The 17,915-nt window shown below is 43.5% G+C and carries 19 protein-coding genes; 9 read left to right on the top strand and 10 right to left on the bottom strand.

Features of this window, described 5'->3' with window-relative positions:
• Window positions 1-120: 120 nt before the first annotated feature.
• From LJ658_RS10650 to LJ658_RS10635, 4 genes are all read right to left on the bottom strand, one after another.
• A complete protein-coding gene (locus LJ658_RS10650) occupies window positions 121-582 on the bottom strand; it encodes a MaoC family dehydratase (RefSeq protein WP_230546487.1) in 462 nt (153 codons plus the stop codon).
• Between the two features lie 223 nt (window positions 583-805).
• Window positions 806-3,076, bottom strand: coding sequence for a Tex family protein (locus tag LJ658_RS10645; RefSeq protein ID WP_230546486.1), 2,271 nt, complete (start codon window positions 3,074-3,076; stop codon window positions 806-808).
• 132 nt (window positions 3,077-3,208) lie between these two features.
• On the bottom strand, window positions 3,209-3,577 hold the full coding sequence (locus LJ658_RS10640; RefSeq protein ID WP_230546485.1) for an iron chaperone: 369 nt from the start codon (window positions 3,575-3,577) through the stop codon (window positions 3,209-3,211).
• Between the two features lie 139 nt (window positions 3,578-3,716).
• The gene (locus tag LJ658_RS10635; protein ID WP_230546484.1) at window positions 3,717-5,594 is read right to left on the bottom strand and encodes a M1 family metallopeptidase; all 1,878 of its coding nucleotides are present in this window, start codon (window positions 5,592-5,594) and stop codon (window positions 3,717-3,719) included.
• 268 nt (window positions 5,595-5,862) lie between these two features.
• On the opposite strand from LJ658_RS10635, the gene rplM reads away from it, so the two are divergent.
• The 6 genes from rplM to pyrH all read left to right on the top strand — a co-directional run bounded on the left by rplM (window position 5,863) and on the right by pyrH (window position 10,476).
• Window positions 5,863-6,300 carry a 50S ribosomal protein L13 gene (rplM, locus tag LJ658_RS10630; protein ID WP_230546483.1) on the top strand — a complete coding sequence of 146 codons (438 nt, stop codon included), beginning with the start codon at window positions 5,863-5,865 and terminating at the stop codon, window positions 6,298-6,300.
• A 25-nt stretch (window positions 6,301-6,325) separates the two neighbouring features.
• On the top strand, window positions 6,326-6,712 hold the full coding sequence (gene rpsI, locus LJ658_RS10625) for a 30S ribosomal protein S9 (RefSeq protein ID WP_230546482.1): 387 nt from the start codon (window positions 6,326-6,328) through the stop codon (window positions 6,710-6,712).
• Between the two features lie 18 nt (window positions 6,713-6,730).
• The gene (rpsB, locus tag LJ658_RS10620) at window positions 6,731-7,597 is read left to right on the top strand and encodes a 30S ribosomal protein S2 (RefSeq protein ID WP_230546481.1); all 867 of its coding nucleotides are present in this window, start codon (window positions 6,731-6,733) and stop codon (window positions 7,595-7,597) included.
• 97 nt (window positions 7,598-7,694) lie between these two features.
• Complete coding sequence (tsf, locus tag LJ658_RS10615) at window positions 7,695-8,546, top strand: translation elongation factor Ts (protein ID WP_230546480.1); 852 nt, start codon at window positions 7,695-7,697, stop codon at window positions 8,544-8,546.
• Window positions 8,547-8,608: 62 nt separating this feature from the next.
• Window positions 8,609-9,724, top strand: coding sequence for an N-acetylglucosamine-6-phosphate deacetylase (nagA, locus tag LJ658_RS10610; protein ID WP_230546479.1), 1,116 nt, complete (start codon window positions 8,609-8,611; stop codon window positions 9,722-9,724).
• Window positions 9,725-9,771: 47 nt separating this feature from the next.
• Window positions 9,772-10,476, top strand: a complete 705-nt coding sequence (gene pyrH, locus LJ658_RS10605) for a UMP kinase (RefSeq protein WP_230546478.1) — start codon at window positions 9,772-9,774, stop codon at window positions 10,474-10,476.
• 11 nt (window positions 10,477-10,487) lie between these two features.
• Here the strand turns inward: pyrH and LJ658_RS10600 are convergent, their stop codons facing one another.
• Both LJ658_RS10600 and LJ658_RS10595 read right to left on the bottom strand, forming a co-directional pair.
• Window positions 10,488-10,793 carry a type II toxin-antitoxin system RelE/ParE family toxin gene (locus LJ658_RS10600; protein WP_230546477.1) on the bottom strand — a complete coding sequence of 102 codons (306 nt, stop codon included), beginning with the start codon at window positions 10,791-10,793 and terminating at the stop codon, window positions 10,488-10,490.
• Between the two features lie 2 nt (window positions 10,794-10,795).
• Window positions 10,796-11,005, bottom strand: coding sequence for an addiction module protein (locus LJ658_RS10595; RefSeq protein WP_230546476.1), 210 nt, complete (start codon window positions 11,003-11,005; stop codon window positions 10,796-10,798).
• Window positions 11,006-11,126: 121 nt separating this feature from the next.
• Between LJ658_RS10595 and frr the strand changes: the two genes are divergently transcribed.
• The 3 genes from frr (at window position 11,127) to LJ658_RS20560 (ending at window position 13,741) form a co-directional block, all read left to right on the top strand.
• Window positions 11,127-11,690 (top strand): ribosome recycling factor, encoded by a 564-nt coding sequence (frr, locus tag LJ658_RS10590; RefSeq protein WP_230546475.1) that lies wholly within the window; start codon window positions 11,127-11,129, stop codon window positions 11,688-11,690.
• Window positions 11,691-11,761: 71 nt separating this feature from the next.
• Entirely contained in the window at window positions 11,762-13,519 is a 1,758-nt protein-coding gene (locus LJ658_RS10585) for an ABC transporter ATP-binding protein (protein WP_230546474.1), read from the top strand.
• A 15-nt stretch (window positions 13,520-13,534) separates the two neighbouring features.
• Window positions 13,535-13,741, top strand: a complete 207-nt coding sequence (locus LJ658_RS20560) for a PLDc N-terminal domain-containing protein (RefSeq protein WP_370632959.1) — start codon at window positions 13,535-13,537, stop codon at window positions 13,739-13,741.
• 21 nt (window positions 13,742-13,762) lie between these two features.
• Here the strand turns inward: LJ658_RS20560 and LJ658_RS10580 are convergent, their stop codons facing one another.
• The 4 genes from LJ658_RS10580 to LJ658_RS10565 all read right to left on the bottom strand — a co-directional run bounded on the left by LJ658_RS10580 (window position 13,763) and on the right by LJ658_RS10565 (window position 17,828).
• Entirely contained in the window at window positions 13,763-15,061 is a 1,299-nt protein-coding gene (locus LJ658_RS10580; RefSeq protein WP_230546473.1) for an MFS transporter, read from the bottom strand.
• 74 nt (window positions 15,062-15,135) lie between these two features.
• A complete protein-coding gene (recG, locus tag LJ658_RS10575; RefSeq protein ID WP_230546472.1) occupies window positions 15,136-17,244 on the bottom strand; it encodes an ATP-dependent DNA helicase RecG in 2,109 nt (702 codons plus the stop codon).
• 9 nt (window positions 17,245-17,253) lie between these two features.
• Window positions 17,254-17,634 carry a RidA family protein gene (locus LJ658_RS10570; RefSeq protein WP_230546471.1) on the bottom strand — a complete coding sequence of 127 codons (381 nt, stop codon included), beginning with the start codon at window positions 17,632-17,634 and terminating at the stop codon, window positions 17,254-17,256.
• Window positions 17,635-17,681: 47 nt separating this feature from the next.
• On the bottom strand, window positions 17,682-17,828 hold the full coding sequence (locus LJ658_RS10565) for a DUF6728 family protein (protein WP_230546470.1): 147 nt from the start codon (window positions 17,826-17,828) through the stop codon (window positions 17,682-17,684).
• Window positions 17,829-17,915 lie beyond the last annotated feature (87 nt).

Here is a 17,915-nt window from a genome sequence, read left to right as displayed (position 1 = left end):
ATTATGGAACAAAAGTACACACCGCGGGATTGTGGACAGCCGGGTTGCCTGTATTATGGCATTACCGTTACAGATTTTTCCTGTTAAATTAGAATAACCAGACAAACGCAGGCTGACAGCCTACGATAAAAAATGATATAGAAATACGACGGCACCCGTATAAGCAGGTTTCTTCTCGCCTTCAATTTCCATCGTAACACCTATGGTAGCTTTGGTAATGCCCCTTAAATTAGCAATAGCATCTAATTTAGCAATAAGGCGCACTTTGCTTTCAACCACAACAGGTTGTGCAAAGCGTATGTTTTCTACGCCATAGTTAATCAGCATTTTGAGGTTGCGCACATCGGCAATCTGGTGCCAGAAATAGGGCAACAGCGATACCGTTAAATAACCATGCGCTATGGTAGCATGAAAGGGACTTTCGGTTTTGGCTCTTTCCGGGTCGGTATGGATCCATTGATGATCTATGGTGGCTTCGGCAAACTGGTTGATTTGTAGTTGGGTTATGGTATGCCAGCCGGATACGCCGATTTCCTGGCCTAAAAGCGCTTCAAACTCGGCGTGGTTGTTTATAATTTTCATAGATCAATAATTATCAGGTTAGTGATTGATGGTGTAAATATAATAAACCAACTAACAAAGCAATCGTTTGCAAAAAAAACGGCACAGTAAAATTGGCTATGGTGTTCCGCTTCGTTCCGGGGTGTTCCGCTCTGTTCCGGGGTGTTCCGCTCTGTTCCGGGTGTTCCGCTTTGTTCCGCTCGCGCAAAGTGGAACGCCCGGAAAACAGGACATTTAAGACAGTCTACTTAAACATATTCTTCAATGCGGCCAGTTTAACCGCCATATCAGTTTCGGGTTCCGGTTCTTTCTTTTTAGGCTGATGACGGTCTGGCCTGTTTTGTTGAACCGGTTTAGCCCCATGTTGCGGCCTGTTTTCCTTTTTAGGCTCGTCCGTTTTCATGGATAGAGAGATCCGCTTGCGAGCCACATCCACCTCGGTAACAGTAACCTCAACCTGCTGCTGAACTTTCAATACCTCGTTAGGGTCCTTAATAAACCGGTTAGTGATCTGGCTTAAATGCACCAGGCCATCCTGGTGGACACCGATATCCACAAATGCACCAAAGGCGGTGATATTGGTTACTATACCGGGCAGTTTCATGCCCGCTTTTAAGTCGGTAATGCTGTTTACGCCTTCAGTAAAGCTAAATGCCTCAAACTTTTCGCGCGGGTCGCGCCCCGGCCTGGCCAGTTCGGCCATGATATCATTCAGGGTTGGCAAGCCCACCGTCTCTGTAATATATTTTTGTAAAGGGATGCTTTGACGCAGCTTATCATCGCTGATCAGGTCGTTTATGGTGCAGCCTTTGTCTTTAGCCATTTGTGCTACCAGTGGATATCTTTCAGGGTGCACCGCGCTTGCATCCAGCGGGTTTTCGGCGTTGTGGATACGTAAGAACCCGGCGGCCTGTTCAAATGCTTTATCACCCAAACGTGGTACCTTTTTTAGCTGATCGCGGTGTTTAAACGCGCCATTCTCGTCCCGGTACTCCACAATTTTTTGCGCCAGTTGCGGGCCAAGGCCGGATACGTAGGAAAGGATTTGTTTTGATGCCGTATTGAGCTCAACGCCAACGGCATTAACCGCGCTGATAACGGTATCATCTAACGATGCCTGTAATTTATTCTGATCAACGTCATGCTGGTACTGCCCGACGCCGATGGATTTTGGATCGATCTTTACCAGTTCAGCCAGCGGATCCATCAAACGGCGGCCGATAGATACTGCCCCACGCACGGTTACGTCCTTATCCGGAAATTCCTCACGCGCAACCTCCGAAGCCGAATAGATGGACGCACCGCTTTCGTTCACCATCACAATTTCCACTCCCGGTAAATTAAGGTTGCGGATGAATAGCTCGGTTTCGCGGCCGGCTGTCCCGTTACCTATGGCTATAGCTTGTATGTTGTATTTTTCAAAAAGATGTTTTACGGTTTTCTCCGCTTCTTTTGCCTGCCCTGCGCCGGTATGCGGAAAAACTGCGGTATACTCCAGCAACTTACCCTGCTCATCCAGGCAAACCACCTTGCAACCTGTACGGAAACCCGGATCGACCGCCATGGTGCGTTTCTGGCCAAGTGGTGCGGCCAACAGCAGCTGGCGTGCATTCTCGGCAAATACCCGGATAGCTTCTTCATCAGCTTTCTTTTTGGTAAGCAGGCGTACCTCTGTTTCCATTGATGGGCGCAGCAGGCGCTTATAACCATCGGCTATGGCAGTTTTGACCTGGTCCGCAGCAGCGTTATTGCCGGTTATAAAAGCTTTTTCCAATTGATCAATAGCTTCATCCTCGGGTGGTAAAACGTCTAAATATAAAATCTCTTCTTTTTCGCCGCGGCGCATAGCCAGTATGCGGTGTGAGGGGGCTGATTTTACCGGTTCTTCCCACTCAAAGTAATCCTTGTATTTAATGCCTTCGGTTTCCTTGCCGGTAATTACCCGGCTTTTAAATGAGCCTTTCTCCAAAAACAATCCGCGTATTTTGGTGCGTACCTCCACATCTTCGCTGATATGCTCGGCGATGATGTCCCGGGCTCCGCCCAGGGCCTCTTCCAGGCCGGCCACGCCTTTTTCTTCAGAGATATATTTTTCGGCTTCGGCTTCCACATCAAACTTGTGTTGGGCGAAGAGCAGGTCGGCCAGCGGTTGCAGGCCTTTTTCGCGGGCTATGCTGGCGCGGGTTTTACGTTTGGGGCGGTAGGGCAGGTAAATATCTTCTAACAGCACCATCGTTTCGGCAGCGTTGATCTGTGCCTGCAACCCGGGCGTTAGCTTACCCATTTCGGTTAAAGAATTTAGTATGGCTTCGCGGCGTTTGTCAAGCTCACGCAGTTGTTGTATCCTGTCGCGGATGCCGGCTACCTGCACCTCGTCCAGGCTACCGGTTACCTCTTTACGGTAACGGGAAATAAAGGGAACCGTAGCGCCTTCGTCTAACAAACTTATAGTTGCGGTAACCTGTTTTTCGGCTATCGAAAATTCGGCAGCTAATTTTTTATGGTGGCTCGTCATATCCTATCCTTTATTGGGATAGCGAAATTCGGGTTATGATTGGAGATGTCAAAGGGATGTTGGTAAATAAGTGATTGGAAACAATTGGTTGGGAATGCTTTGAAGAAAGGATCAAAGACCAGGTAATAGCTGTTACCCTTTTTTTCCCTTCGCCAAATTCTTATCAACCCTAAATTTTACAATACGGGTTATCAGATCCAATGGCAATGGCTGATCAAGCGGGAACTGCAGCGTGCCTTTACCGGCCTCATATTTTGCGGTTTCTTCTTTAAATGCTTCAATGCCCATTGGCGCCGGGTAAAACCCGATATGATTTTTATAGCCACCAAAATGTACCAGGTTGCCGTTAAGCGTGAACGTTGGTATGCCGTATTTAATAGCTTCCCGGGCGTTTGGCGCTGCTTGTTGTATAGCGGCGCGGATGGTTTGTAATTGCTCCTGCACATCGGCCGGGTAGGCGGCGATATAGTCGTCAATATTTTTTGCGTGATCGGTTTTCATTGTTCGACAATTAATCTGTAAACAAATTTAGCAGCTGATAACTAACCGGATGGAGTGCAAAAAAGACATTGTTAGGGGTGATATGTGACAAAAAAGCCTTTCCTGGCTGGGAAAGGCTTTAAAGATCATTGGTTAATGGTTACTTAACCGTCAATTGATTATTACTTACATCAGCATCCATAAAAATACCGCCATCTAATGCAATGGATTTGGCTGTTTTATTGGCATTAATAGTTATGGTGATGTGTTTGCTGTCTTTTTCCCAAACAGCGGCAGTTGCGTGCGTGCTTTTGGTGGTACCATCAGTATAAGTAACAATCACGTCAAACGGAACTGCAAACCCGCCTATATTATTAATGGATAGTTTATAACCACCGGCAACCGCTTTTGCATTATCTAATCCCAGGTCTATGTAACCGTTGGTGAAGAACCAGTTGTTAAAAAACCAGTTTAAGTTTTTGCCTGAACCCGCATTCATCGAGTTAAAATAATCCCAGGGGATAGGGTGCTTGCCGTGCCAGTTATTCATATAAGTATGCAGCGCTTTTTTAAATAAAGCATCGCCCAGCATATCTTTTAGTGCCAGATAGCTTAATGATGGCTTGCCGTAAGCATTGTTACCGTATCCCCGGCGCAATTCGCTGGTTGGGGTAATTACCGGCAGGTCCTCCATGGTTGAGGGGTTATTGATATAACCTTCAACACGGAATTTTTTATAAAAATCGTCAGCTTTTTTCTTGCCGTTTTCGGCAGTGCCTATTAACAGTTCAAAGGTGGTTGCCCAGCCTTCGTCCATAAATCCGTACCGGGTTTCGTTAATGCCCATGTAAAACGGAAAATAGGTATGCGCTATCTCGTGGTCCTGCACTAACTGCGCAAAGCCCAGGTCTTCTTCGTGGCTGTCATTAACCATCATCGGATATTCCATGTCAGCAAATCCCTGGAAAACTGTCATTTTAGGGAACGGGTAAGGCACACCCGGCCAGTTGTGCGAGAACCAGCCCAATGCATTACGGCTGAACTGTACTGAATGATGAAAATCCTGAGATTTATCCGGATAAGCGGCCTGTACACTGGCTATGCGGTGGGTGGCATCGTCAACCAAAACGCTTGCACCATCCCAATTATAATGATCGCTTACGCCTACAGCCATGTCTGATATGTCTGTCGCGGTCCATGTCCAGGTATTGGTAGCATTTTGCGCGGTAATATTTTTCGCCGCCAGGTCGGCAGGGGTAGCAATATGTATGGTGCTGTCGCTGGTCATTGATTGTTGCAGGCGTTTGGCAGCTTCGGGTTGTAAAACCTGGTTGGGGTTTTGCAGGGTGCCGGTGCTCCATACAATATAGTTTTTAGGCACGGTGACGTTAAGCGTATAATTATTAAAATCATTATAAAACTCTTGCGCATCTAAAAATGCTAAAGTATCCCAGCCGTTATAGTCGTCATACACGGACACGCGCGGATAAAAATAAGCAAGATAAAAAGTGGTTGAATCTATCATCCCCTCGCGGCCGCTTTCTTTTGACAGGTCAAAATGCCAGTCGATATTCAGTTTTACCGAATCATGCGGCATTAAAGGCGTTGCCAGTGCTATGGCCTGGTTGGTGCCGGCTGCGGTAGTATTGTTCCAGTTGTGCCTGGCGCCGTTAACCAAAAAATTGTCAACCTGGATGCCTGAAGTCAGATAATCATCGTTTACGCTGCTATAACGGGCCACACCGGGGCGATGAATATTGAGGATCAGTTTCATGTTAAGCCTCTTTAAAGTATCGGGACTGTTATTAAAATAGGTTATCTGCTCAACGCCTTTAACCAAACGGCTTGGCGGCGCCAGGCTGATGGATATGTTATAGTTGCCGGTGTTTTGCCAATAGTTTTTACCGGGCTTGCCGCTAACATCGCGGGTGCCTTTGTTAAAGGCTTTATGAATATCGCGCGGCATGTACAGGTTTTGGGCGTTGGCCTGTATCATGAACAGGCACAATAAGGCCGGGATAGAAAATGATTTTAACATTTAATAGCGTTTAAATAATGAATCAGTTAATGAGCTGTAAATCTACTAAAAGTAGTGAATTACTACTTTGATTTTGCAGGAGGGAAAATGTTACTAACCTGTATAAGATATTTTATACTCCTGTTTATGCGATGCTTAGGCAAGCATCAGCCTAAATAATAATTACAATAACCTATAAATCTGCTTGCAAATAAAACAAATAAGCGTATCTTTGCAGTCCCGAAAAAGCGGGGTATAATAAAGATTTATTTAATTTAATTAAAAGCAAGTGAATACGTTAAGTTACAAAACTGTCTCAGCCAACAAAAAAACAGTTAACAAACAGTGGGTTGTTGTTGACGCCGAAGGCGAGATTTTGGGGCGCTTGTCTACTAAGATCGCAATGATCATTCGTGGAAAAAACAAGCCAGATTTTACCCCAAACGTAGACTGTGGTGATAATGTAATAGTTATCAACGCAGACAAGGTTAAGTTGACCGGAAATAAATTCAGTGAGAAACAATATGTTTCTTATACCGGATATCCAGGCGGTCAGCGTTTCATTTCTCCTAAGGAGTTAATGGCAAAACATCCAACACGCGTAATTGAAAAAGCGGTGCGTGGTATGTTACCTAAAAGTCGTTTGGGCAAAGCATTGTTTGGCAATTTGCATGTATATGCAGGCGCTGAGCATCCTCATGAAGCACAAAACCCGAAAGCCATTTAACTATTAAAAACTAAGGAAAAAAGAAATGCCAACAACTAACACTTCAGGCAGAAGAAAAACAGCCGTTGCACGTATCTACCTTACAGATGGTAGCGGTGCAATTACCGTAAACGGTAAAGACTACAAAGAATACTTCCCTACATTGCCATTGCAATACATCGTTACTCAGTCAACTGAGGTTTCCGGTTCAGCCGGTTTATTTGATGTTAAAGTAAATGTTGCAGGTGGTGGTGTAAAAGGACAGGCAGAAGCCGTTCGTTTAGCTATCGCGAAAGCTATTGTTGAACTCGATGCTGATAAGAAGCCTTCATTGCGCGCTAAAGGTTTAATGACACGTGATAACCGTATGGTTGAGCGTAAAAAACCAGGCCGCAAGAAAGCACGTAAGAAATTCCAATTCAGTAAACGATAATTTAAGGAGAACAACAAAATGGCAAGAACAACATACGACGAGTTACTGGATGCTGGTGTACACTTTGGTCACCTTACCCGCAAATGGGATCCTAAAATGTCACAGTACATTTTCATGGAGCGCAACGGTATACACATTATCGATTTAAATAAAACCTTATCAAAGGTTGAAGAAGCTGCTGCAGCTATAAAACAAATTGTAAAATCAGGACGTAAAGTATTATTCGTAGCTACAAAGAAACAAGCGAAAGATATTGTTGCTGAATATGCAAAAAATGTAAACATGCCTTTTATAACCGAGCGTTGGTTAGGTGGTATGTTAACCAATTTTGCTACCGTACGCAAGTCGATCAAAAAGATGTCAAACATCGATAAATTGACTAAAGACGGTACTTACACCAACCTTTCTAAAAAAGAAAGATTGATGATACAGCGTGAGCGTATCAAATTAGAAACTTTATTGGGTGGTATTGCTGATTTAAATCGCTTACCGGCTGCATTGTTTTTAATTGACGTTAAAAAAGAACACATCGCAGTATCTGAGGCGTTAAAGTTAAATATCCCAACCTTTGCAATGGTTGATACTAACTCTGATCCTTCAAACATCGATTTCCCTATCCCGGCTAATGATGACGCTACCAAATCAATTTCATTGATCACCGGTATCATTATCAAAGCGATAGAAGAAGGTTTGGAAGAACGCAAACGCGAGAAAGACGACGAAGCTGAAAAAGAAGCAGCACAGGCTAAAGCGAAAGCTGACGCACCTGAAGTTGCTGACAGGGCGCCTGCTGCCGAAGGCAAACGAAGCCGTAAAGCTCCGGTTGAAGCTACTGCAGCTGTAGAAGACGAAGCTCCTGCCGCAGCCGATACTACAGAAGAATAATAATTTTAAAAGTTGTAAGTTGTGAGTTATAGGTTGTAAGTTTTTACTCCTGCAACTCATAACTTGCAACTTTCAACATTTAAAACATACAAATAAGATGTCTACAGTACAAATATCTGCATCCGATGTAAACAAGCTGCGCCAGCAAACTGGTGCCGGTATGATGGATTGCAAAAAAGCTTTAACTGAAACTAATGGTGATTTTGAAGCAGCTATTGATTTTTTAAGAAAAAAGGGCGCTAAAGTAGCAGCCAGCCGTCAGGACCGCGAGTCGAACGAAGGTGTTGTCATCGCGCGTACATCGGCTGATTTTAAACGCGGTGTGATCATCGAGTTAAACTGCGAAACTGATTTCGTGGCTAAAAATGCTGAGTTTATTGCTTTTGCTAACGCTATTGCTAACGAGGCGGTTGAGCAAAACCCAAAATCAGTTGAAGAATTAAATCAATTGCCAATTGATGTTGAAAATGCACGCGTTACTATAGCTGAGGCTTGTATTGACAAAACCGGTAAAATCGGCGAGAAAATTGGTGTATCTAAATACGAAGTTATTGAAGGCGAAAAAGTTGTTGCTTACATCCATGGTAACTACCGTTTAGGTGTATTGGTTGGCCTGAGCAAAGCTGTTGCCGGCGCTGACGAAGCAGGAAAAGACGTTGCGATGCAAATTGCTGCAATGAACCCTGTTGCTATTGATAAAGACGGCGTTGATTCATCAATTATTGAGCGTGAATTGGAAATTGCTAAAGACGTAATACGTGCAGAAGGTAAACCGGAAGAAATGGTTGAAAAAATTGCTGCAGGTAAATTAAATAAATTCTACAAAGACTCAACCCTGTTAAACCAGGAGTTTGTTAAGGACTCATCAAAAAATGTATCTCAGTTTTTAGATACCGTTGATAAGGGCCTTACGGTGACTGCCTTTAAACGGGTAGCTTTAGGAGCTTAAATATTTTAATCCCCGCTGAAAAGCGGGGATTTTTTTTGTCAAAAATTTGGGGCCGATAATTGATGACCGCGCTTTATAATCTTCAGTTGATATCTGATGGTGTTGTTACCACCGGTAAAGCTGTTTTATTGCAGGGCGAAAAGATCATTGCTGTTATAGCGGCTGACGCGATCCCAAATGATGCTAAAAAAATCGACTTAAAAGGGCACTATCTTGCCCCGGGTTTAATTGACCTGCAGATTTACGGCGCAGGTTTACCCTTGTTTTTTGGCGGTGATCCATCAGCAGAAGCACTGGCCCAAATGGAACAGACTTTATTAAGCCAGGGATGTACCGGTTTTTTTGCCACCATTGCCACCAATACAGACGAGATTGTTGAACAAGGCATTGAAGCGGCAGTAGCTTATTGGAATAACCGGCTGGGTAACTTTTTAGGTTTGCACCTTGAGGGGCCTTATTTAAACTCCAAGCGTTGTGGCGCGCACCCGCCTGCATTAATTAAAAAAGCTGCGCTGGCCCAGGTAAAAAGCTGGGTTGAAAAAGCTAATGGTTTAATCAGGATGATAACGCTGGCGCCAGAGTTACAGGACACTGAAGTTTTAGATTATCTGCACCAGCAAGGTATTATATTGTCAGCAGGACATAGCAACGCCACTTACGCTGAAGGAAAAGCATTTTTAAATAAACCGGTTAAAGCGGTTACGCATTTGTATAATGCGATGCCGCAGATGCATCACCGTGATCCGGGGTATATCCCCGCCATATTTGAAGACAAGCCTTATACCAGCATTGTTGCCGACGGTATTCACGTTGATTTTGTGATGGTCCGTTTAGCTAAACGCGAATTGGGTGACAAGTTGTTTTTAATAACTGATGCGGTAACCGAAAGCGATAAAGGCACTTATCAGCATAAATTTACAGGCGACAGATATGTAATGCCTGACGGTACACTGTCAGGCTCATCTTTAACAATGCTCAAAGCGGTACAAAACTGTGTGCAGCATGCCGGTATTGAACTGGCCGAAGCTATAAACATGGCAAGCCTTTACCCGGCTCAGTTAACGGGAGCAACAGCTAAGGGCAAGATTGAAAAAGGCTTTGATGCCGACCTGGTTATTTTTAATGAAGCGTTCGGGATTTACGGCGTCGTATTTAAAGGCATAACAAAAACAACATAAAATTTTAACAGTAGCTTTAATTCCATATTTTTGATAAATCCCAATTCATGAAATACAAGAGAATATTACTCAAACTCAGCGGTGAATCTTTAATGGGCGATAAGCAATACGGCATTGATAATAAGCAGGTATTGCAATATGCGCAGGACATTAAAAGTGTTTACGATAAAGGAATCGAAATAGCAATTGTTGTAGGTGGCGGTAATATTTTTAGGGGCTTAAGCGCCGAAAAATCGGGCATGGAACGTGCACAGGCTGATTACATGGGTATGCTTGCAACTGTAATAAACTGTATGGCATTGCAAAATGCTTTAGAAAGTGTTGGTGTTGAAACGCGTTTGCAATCGGCCATAAAAATGGAGCAGATCTGCGAACCTTATATCCGCCGCCGTGCAATGCACCACCTGGAGGTAGGCAAAATTGTAATATTTGGGGCTGGTACCGGTAACCCGTATTTTACTACGGATACCGCGGCATCACTTCGTGCTATCGAAATCAAAGCTGATGTTGTGCTTAAAGGTACCCGCGTTGATGGTATTTACACGGCCGACCCGGAGAAAGACCCATCGGCTACCCGTTATGATGAAATCACTTTCCAGGAGGTATATGACAAAGGTTTAAATGTTATGGACATGACCGCTATAACCCTTTGCCAGGAAAACAGCCTGCCTATCATCGTATTTGACATGAATAAACCGGGTAACTTCATGAAAATTGCCGAAGGCGAACAGATTGGTACGCTGGTAAGATAATTATCTGCAAATTAAAGTTTAGGGCTTGATCTGATTTTCCAATGAGTCGGGCTCCTGCTGGTGTGAAATACTCCAAATACTTTTATTGTGTTTTCATCAACTAAATAATGAATGCCGTAGGGGAACCTATCGATAAAATAAATGCGTAAATCTTTATATCGCTTTTGAAATAGGGATGGATCACGGCTGATTAGATTGAACCCGGCTTCTAAGCAAAGCTCAAAATCTTTGCCTAAGCCGGCTCTGCGGTTTTCATACCATGCAAAAGCATCTAATATATCAAGTCTCGTCTCGTCAGATATTAACAGTTGATACATTATTATTTCGCGGCGTTAAGCTCGCCTTTTATATCCTCCCAGCTGACAAAAGAAGTCTCGCCTTTTGCATAGCGGTCTAAGCGCTTGTCTAATTCTTGTTGGTGTGAATCAGGTGTTGAAATTGTATTATGATCTATACTATCCCAGATTTTTTCAATCATCAAAATGCGCTCTGCCACACTCATTTCTAATATCTCCTGCATTTGTATCATGTGTTAAAATTAAAGTAATTTTTTATTTATAACAACAAAGTTTATTACCAATGGCACCAACGGTTTTTTTATTAAACCAAAAATCATAGATTTTACTATTTTTGTCAAAAAACATAACACAATGAGCGAACTCATTAAAAAACAAGTAACCGACGCTAAAGCTGCAATGGACCGTGCTATTGACCATGCAGACGGCGAATTGAATAAAATACGCGCAGGTAAGGCAAGCCCTTCTATGCTGGATGACGTATATGTTGATTACTATGGTACCGCAACGCCGCTAAGCCAGGTTGGCAGTGTTAACACCCCGGATGCACGCACCATTGTTATACAACCCTGGGAAAAATCATTGCTGGGCCCCATCGAAAAAGCCATAATGGAAGCTAATCTGGGTGTTAATCCGCAAAATGACGGCGTGATCATCCGCATTAACGTACCGCCATTGACTGAAGAACGCCGCCGCGACCTGGTTAAGAAAGCAAAAGGCGAGGCTGAAAATGGTAAAATCGCTATCCGTAACGTACGTAAGGATGCTAACGAGAAGATTCGCAAACTAAAAGCCGAAGGTGTTTCAGAAGACGAAATGAAAGCCGGCGAAGCTGAGATACAGAAACTTACCGATGCCTATATCATTAAGGTTGACCAACTATCCGAAGCTAAAGAAAAAGATATCATGACGGTTTAATTTAACCTGATTGTCAAATTAAAGGGAGTGAGCTACTTAGCCATTCCCTTTTTTTATTTTTGTGGCAAATCATGAAAATACTCTTATCATATCTTAAAAAACATCGCTGGGTAGTAATCTGCGCGTTATTGTTTGCTGCTTTTAACATTGGGTTCTCTTTATTAGATCCGTATATATCTGGTCGTATATTTGACGAAGTGATTAATCAGCACAATAAGCTGGATTATCATGTTTATCTTTTCCGCGCGCTCAAACTGGTAGGTCTGGCTATCGGTGTTGCAATGGTGTCGCGCATAGCAAAAAATTTCCAGGATTATTTTACCAATATCATTACCCAAAAAACCGGTGCAGAAATGTATGCCGATGGCTTAAAACGTTCATTGGAATTACCTTACCAGGTGTTTGAAGATCAGCGCAGTGGCGAAACCCTGGGCATATTACAAAAGGTACGATTAGATTGTGAAGCATTTATCACGTCGTTTATCGGGGTGTTATTTGTTAGTATAACAGGTATGACGTTTGTTATTGTTTACTCTCTGTTTGTGAGCTACAAGGTGACACTGGTATATGTCGCCGCTATACCGATCATTACTTTCGTAAGCGTGTCGCTTAGTCGCCGAATCAAAAAGATTCAGCGCAGTATTCTGTCTGAAACTACAGCCCTAGCGGGTTCAACAACCGAATCGCTAAGAAATATCGAGTTGGTTAAGAGCTTAGGATTAGTTAACCAGGAAATTAGCCGCTTAAACAATACTACTTACAAAATATTAGGCCTTGAGCTTAAAAAAGTAAAATATGTACGCAGCATGAGTTTCGTGCAGGGTACTACGGTTAATTTTGTGCGGAGCACTATGGTAGTTGTGTTGTTGCTGCTGATATTCGGGCAAACCATAACGCCGGGGCAATACATCAGTTTGCTATTTTATTCTTTCTTTTTGTTTAATCCTTTGCAAGAGCTTGGTAATGTGATAGTGTCGTGGCGCGAAGCCGAAGTTTCCCTGGGGAATTTCGAAAAGATCCTAAACACACCTGTTGACGTCAAGCCTGAAAAACCCGTACTGGTTGAAAAAATTATCAAGCTGACCTTTGATAATGTATCCTTTAAACATTTAACCGCAAACCGAAACGCGCTTAATCATATCAGCTTTGAAACCAATACCGGCGAAACCATAGCCTTTGTCGGTCCTTCGGGCTCAGGTAAAACCACGTTGGTTAAATTACTGGTTGGCTTGTATCAGCCATTGGAGGGTGAAATATCATATAACAACGTGGCCAGCAAAGAAATTGATTTGGATCAGCTGCGCGAAAAAATAGGGTTTGTTACCCAGGATACACAATTATTCTCGGGCACTATCCGCGAAAATTTATTATTTGTACGCCCGGGCGCTACAGACGAAGAATGTTTGGAAGTATTGCAACGTGCAGCCTGCCAAACACTAATGGCCCGGGCCAGCAATGGTTTGGACACCGTAATAGGCGAGGGCGGCGTGAAAGTTTCCGGGGGCGAGAAGCAACGATTATCAATAGCCCGTGCCTTATTACGCAGGCCGGATCTGCTGGTGTTTGATGAGGCTACATCGTCATTAGACTCGTTAACAGAAGAAGAGATAACCGAAACGATTAAAGATGTATCAGGACTTAACAATCACATCACTATTTTGATAGCGCACCGTTTATCAACCATAATGCATGCGGATAGGGTATATGTGTTAGAAAAAGGCAGGATTATTGAATCTGGCAGGCACACAGAACTATTAGATCAAAAAGGACTGTATTATGCCATGTGGCGCCAGCAAATTGGTGAAAAAGATGCTATTGAAGTAAACTGATAAAAGATAATCAATATGCTCACATCAGCCATTAGCGGTACTTTTGGATTAATATTTTTGATAGCTTGGGCACTGCTGGTGATATTTGCCTTGATCAGTATCTTCCGCAATGCTAACGTAAACCGGGACAATAAATTTTTGTGGTTTATTATCGTTGTTATTGTACCAATTATTGGCCCGCTTGTTTACTGGTTTTGGCATAGCGTAAGGCGGCCGGAGTAATGACCGCCTTATTATGCGCGATTAAATCGCAATTTGTTCCTTCACCTCCGGCGCAGATATTTCATCGAGCGACAACGGGATCAGCTTTTTAGTTTTGAAATAGGTAATGCTTACAATCAATAAAGTCATGCTGCCGCCAAAAAGTACAGACGGCACTGTCCCTAATAACTTTGCTGCCGTGCCCGACTCAAAGGCACCTATCTCATTTGACGAGCCTATAAACATTTGATTTACAGCAGATACCCGGCCGCGCATACTGTCAGGGGTTAGTATCTGCATAATGGTGCCGCGTATTAATACACTGATGCTGTCAAATCCACCCTCGGTAAATAAAAACAGTAACGACAAATAGAAATTACGCGATAAAGCAAAACAGATAATAGATAAGCCAAAACCGGTTACAGCTATTAACAGGTTACGCCAGGGTTTACCCATAGGTGATATACGGGCCATGGCCAGCATAACCAGTACCGCGCCTAATGAAGATGTTGCACGCATTATCCCCAGGCCCTGTGGGCCTACGTGTAATATCTCGTTGGCAAATACAGGTAACAGGGCCACAGCGCCCCCAAAAAATACCGAGAACAAATCAAGACTCATCGCGCCAATCATCATTTTGTTGTGGAACACAAAGTGAATACCCTCCGACAGGCTGTCCCAGATACTTTCCTTAGGCACATAAACCGGGGGGTATCTTTTCAGGAAAAACACACATACCAACGCCACAGCCAGGAATATGATGATAATGCTGAAGGTTGCTGTGATCCCGTAAAAACCGTAGGTCAAACCACCTACCAACGGACCCAGAATAGAAGCGATCTGCCAGCTCGAACTGTTCCAGCTGCTGGAGTTGGGATAAATTTCTTTAGGCACACTATGGGCCATGATGGTAAAAGCGGCGGGATTATAAAAAGCCCGGGCCACACCATTACAAAATACCATTACATATAAAACAGGAAGGATCCACCCGGCATGAATGTAGGTTTCCATGCTTTTTAGGGTGATCGTAAACATTACGACAGATGAAAGCAGCACGGCGAAAAACACAAAGAGCAGCATCTTCTTTTTCTCGGATTTATCAGAGATGTAGCCACCGTACAAGGCAATACCGATGGATGGTATTGCTTCGCTTAAGCCTATCAGCCCCAGCGCAAAAGCGCTTTTGGTTAACTGGTAAACATAAAAGCCTAAAATAACGGCCTGCATTTGGTAAGCAAAGGTGAAGAAGAACTTCATGCCCAGGTAGGAGCGGAAATCTTTATAACGTAAAGCTATGAAAGGATCTTTTTCGGGTAAGGATTGACTATCAGCATCTGCCATCACACAAAATTACAATTCAGAATTTAAGATTATAGATTATTTGAAATAAATACCCGGGGATGACCTAACCGCGTTTACGATATCTTATCCCAGCTTAACCCCGCATTTTTAGCCTGGAAAGCCAAATTCAACAGCTGATTTTCGGGTAATGTCAGTTGGGGGTCTGCCGCAAAAATATCTTCAACACATTTTCGGGCCTGCATTAACAAATCCTGGTCGGTGGTTAAATCGGCTACTTTTAGGTCGAGTAATCCGCTTTGTTGCGTACCTTCAATATTGCCGGGCCCCCGTAATCGCAGGTCGGTTTCGGCAATTTCAAAACCATTGTTGGTTTTAACCATCGTATTCAGGCGTATGCGGCCCTCGGGGCTTAGTTTTTCTTTACTCATAAGGATACAATAGGATTGCTCTGCACCGCGGCCCACGCGGCCTCTTAACTGGTGTAACTGAGATAGCCCGAATCGTTCTGCATTCTCTATGATCATTACCGAGGCGTTTGGCACATTTACGCCAACCTCAATTACGGTAGTCGCTACCATAATCTGTGTTTCGCCTTTTACAAAGCGTTGCATTTCAAATTCCTTATCGGCGGCTTTAATTTTACCGTAAACCACACTTAACCTGTATTGCGGTAACGGAAACTCGCGCGATATGGCCTCAAAGCCATCCATAAGGTTTTTTAGGTCCAGCTTTTCGCTTTCCTGAATCAGCGGATAAACAATATAAATTTGGCGGCCCCTGGCAATTTCTTCTTTCATAAAGCCAAACATGCGCAGCCGGCTGTTTTCGTAAAAGTGAATGGTTTTTATGGGCTTTCTGCCTGCGGGCAGTTCGTCAATTATAGAAATATCCAGGTCTCCGTATAAAGTCATAGCCAGCGTGCGCGGGATAGGAGTTGCCGTCATTACCAGTATATGCGGTGGCACAGCGTTCTTTCGCCAAAGTTTAGCGCGCTGTTCCACACCAAAGCGGTGCTGTTCGTCAATCACAACCAAACCCAGGTTTTTGTATTGTACTTTATCTTCAATAAGCGCATGGGTGCCTATCAGTATTTTTAGTTCGCCGTTTTCCAGTTTTTCGTGCAGTATTTTCCGGTCCTTTGGCTTGGTTGATCCGGTTAACAGCGCCACTTCAACAAAATTATCGCCAACCAAACTTTTTATGGTCTGATAATGCTGATTAGCCAATATCTCGGTAGGCGCCATAATACAGGTCTGAAAACCGTTGTCAATGGCTATCAGCATACTCATTAACGCCACAACAGTTTTGCCGCTGCCAACATCGCCTTGTAATAAGCGGTTCATCTGTACGCCGCGCTGGGTATCCTGGCGGATCTCCTTTAAAACTTTTTTTTGCGAATTGGTTAGCTCAAACGGTAACCTGTTGTGATAAAACTCATTAAAATATGGCCCTACTTTATCAAATATGTTGCCTTTAAATTTTTGTACCCGCAATAGTTTATTCTTTAACAACTTTAGCTGTAAAAAGAAAAGCTCTTCAAATTTTAGCCGGTGTTTTGCTTCTGCCAGTGTTGCAGCGTCATCCGGAAAATGAATGTTACGGTACGCATCCGCCCGGCCCAACAAATTAAATTTGTTGATGATATATAGCGGAAGGTTTTCATGAATGTCGCGGACATGCCGTTCAAGTAAGCCGGCGATGAGTTTTTGCAGGCCTTTACTGTCTAAGGTAAATTGTTTTAGTTTCTCGGTCGAGCTGTATACCGGCTGCAGCGCCATGTTGCCCTTGCGTTGCGCAGCTTCTGTGCCGTACAGGTCAAACTCCGGGTGCGACATTTGCGCTTTGCCATTAAATAACCCGGGTTTGCCAAAAAGGATATAAGCCTTGCCTGGGATAAGATTTTTCTCGACCCATTTAATACCCTGGAACCATACCAGCTCCATTACGCCGGTGTCGTCCTGCACCTGCGCAACCATGCGCCGGGTATGTTTTTCGCCCAGCAGTTCTTTATGGATTACACGGGCAATAACCTGCACATAAGGCAGGTCAGGTTGTATTTCCCTGATTTTATAAAAGCGGGTACGGTCAATATGCCTGAACGGAAAATGCAGCAGCAGATCCTCGAATGTTTTTATGGACAGTTCTTTTTTAAGAGCATCGGCACGGACGGTACCAACTCCTTTTAAATATTCAACCGGGGTGTTAAATGGCTGACCGTCCAAGGCTTTCTATCAGGCTTTAACTGCTATTACAGAAATTTCAACACTTACGCCTTTAGGCAGCGCAGATACCTGAACGGTCTCACGCGCCGGGAAGTTATCCTCAAAGTATGAACCATAAACTTCGTTAACCTCAGTAAAGTCAGCCAGGTTAGTTAAGAAGATGGTGCTTTTTACAATGTGGCTAAAATCCGCTTTTGCCTGGTTTAAAATAGCGCCTATGTTTTCCATCACCAAATGAGTGGCGGCGGTAATATTATCAGTAACTAACTCACCGGTAAAAGGATGTAACGGTATCTGGCCGGATACAAAAATGGTATTACCTGCCTGTATAGCCTGGTTATAAGGGCCTATCGGTGCGGGTGCATCAGTGGTACTAATTACTTTTTTCATTTTATATAGATTGATTTATTATGCCGCCAATGTCAGCATTGATCTTGTTACTTGTGTTTTAATATAAACCAGGATATCAGTTTCCAGATAATGCCCAACAAGAAAACACTTATAGCAATAGCATTTATAATATGCATTACCCGCAGGTTAAAGCTGGTTGGGCGGTTGGGGTCTTTTTTACGGAAAAAGTACATAAGGCAAATTTATTAAAAATTAGCTTCCGGATTATTTAGCAAATATAGGTAAACAAAAAAGGCTCCCCAAAATTGGAGAGCCTTTAT

Source organism: Mucilaginibacter sp. UR6-11, assembly GCF_020880695.1.
Taxonomy (GTDB): domain Bacteria; phylum Bacteroidota; class Bacteroidia; order Sphingobacteriales; family Sphingobacteriaceae; genus Mucilaginibacter.
Note: the sequence above shows the minus strand (reverse complement) of the source record. Positions and strands in the feature narration are given on the sequence as shown.

What these genes read in the sequence shown, in the direction of transcription:
- LJ658_RS10650 (WP_230546487.1), bottom strand. Translation starts at nt 582, where the DNA reads ATGAAAATTATAAACAACCACGCCGAGTTTGAAGCGCTTTTAGGCCAG.
- LJ658_RS10645 (WP_230546486.1), bottom strand. Translation starts at nt 3,076, where the DNA reads ATGACGAGCCACCATAAAAAATTAGCTGCCGAATTTTCGATAGCCGAA.
- LJ658_RS10640 (WP_230546485.1), bottom strand. Translation starts at nt 3,577, where the DNA reads ATGAAAACCGATCACGCAAAAAATATTGACGACTATATCGCCGCCTAC.
- LJ658_RS10635 (WP_230546484.1), bottom strand. Translation starts at nt 5,594, where the DNA reads ATGTTAAAATCATTTTCTATCCCGGCCTTATTGTGCCTGTTCATGATA.
- rpsI (WP_230546482.1), top strand. Translation starts at nt 6,326, where the DNA reads ATGCCAACAACTAACACTTCAGGCAGAAGAAAAACAGCCGTTGCACGT.
- rpsB (WP_230546481.1), top strand. Translation starts at nt 6,731, where the DNA reads ATGGCAAGAACAACATACGACGAGTTACTGGATGCTGGTGTACACTTT.
- tsf (WP_230546480.1), top strand. Translation starts at nt 7,695, where the DNA reads ATGTCTACAGTACAAATATCTGCATCCGATGTAAACAAGCTGCGCCAG.
- nagA (WP_230546479.1), top strand. Translation starts at nt 8,609, where the DNA reads ATGACCGCGCTTTATAATCTTCAGTTGATATCTGATGGTGTTGTTACC.
- pyrH (WP_230546478.1), top strand. Translation starts at nt 9,772, where the DNA reads ATGAAATACAAGAGAATATTACTCAAACTCAGCGGTGAATCTTTAATG.
- LJ658_RS10600 (WP_230546477.1), bottom strand. Translation starts at nt 10,793, where the DNA reads ATGTATCAACTGTTAATATCTGACGAGACGAGACTTGATATATTAGAT.
- LJ658_RS10595 (WP_230546476.1), bottom strand. Translation starts at nt 11,005, where the DNA reads ATGATACAAATGCAGGAGATATTAGAAATGAGTGTGGCAGAGCGCATT.
- frr (WP_230546475.1), top strand. Translation starts at nt 11,127, where the DNA reads ATGAGCGAACTCATTAAAAAACAAGTAACCGACGCTAAAGCTGCAATG.
- LJ658_RS10585 (WP_230546474.1), top strand. Translation starts at nt 11,762, where the DNA reads ATGAAAATACTCTTATCATATCTTAAAAAACATCGCTGGGTAGTAATC.
- LJ658_RS20560 (WP_370632959.1), top strand. Translation starts at nt 13,535, where the DNA reads ATGCTCACATCAGCCATTAGCGGTACTTTTGGATTAATATTTTTGATA.
- LJ658_RS10580 (WP_230546473.1), bottom strand. Translation starts at nt 15,061, where the DNA reads ATGGCAGATGCTGATAGTCAATCCTTACCCGAAAAAGATCCTTTCATA.
- LJ658_RS10570 (WP_230546471.1), bottom strand. Translation starts at nt 17,634, where the DNA reads ATGAAAAAAGTAATTAGTACCACTGATGCACCCGCACCGATAGGCCCT.
- LJ658_RS10565 (WP_230546470.1), bottom strand. Translation starts at nt 17,828, where the DNA reads ATGTACTTTTTCCGTAAAAAAGACCCCAACCGCCCAACCAGCTTTAAC.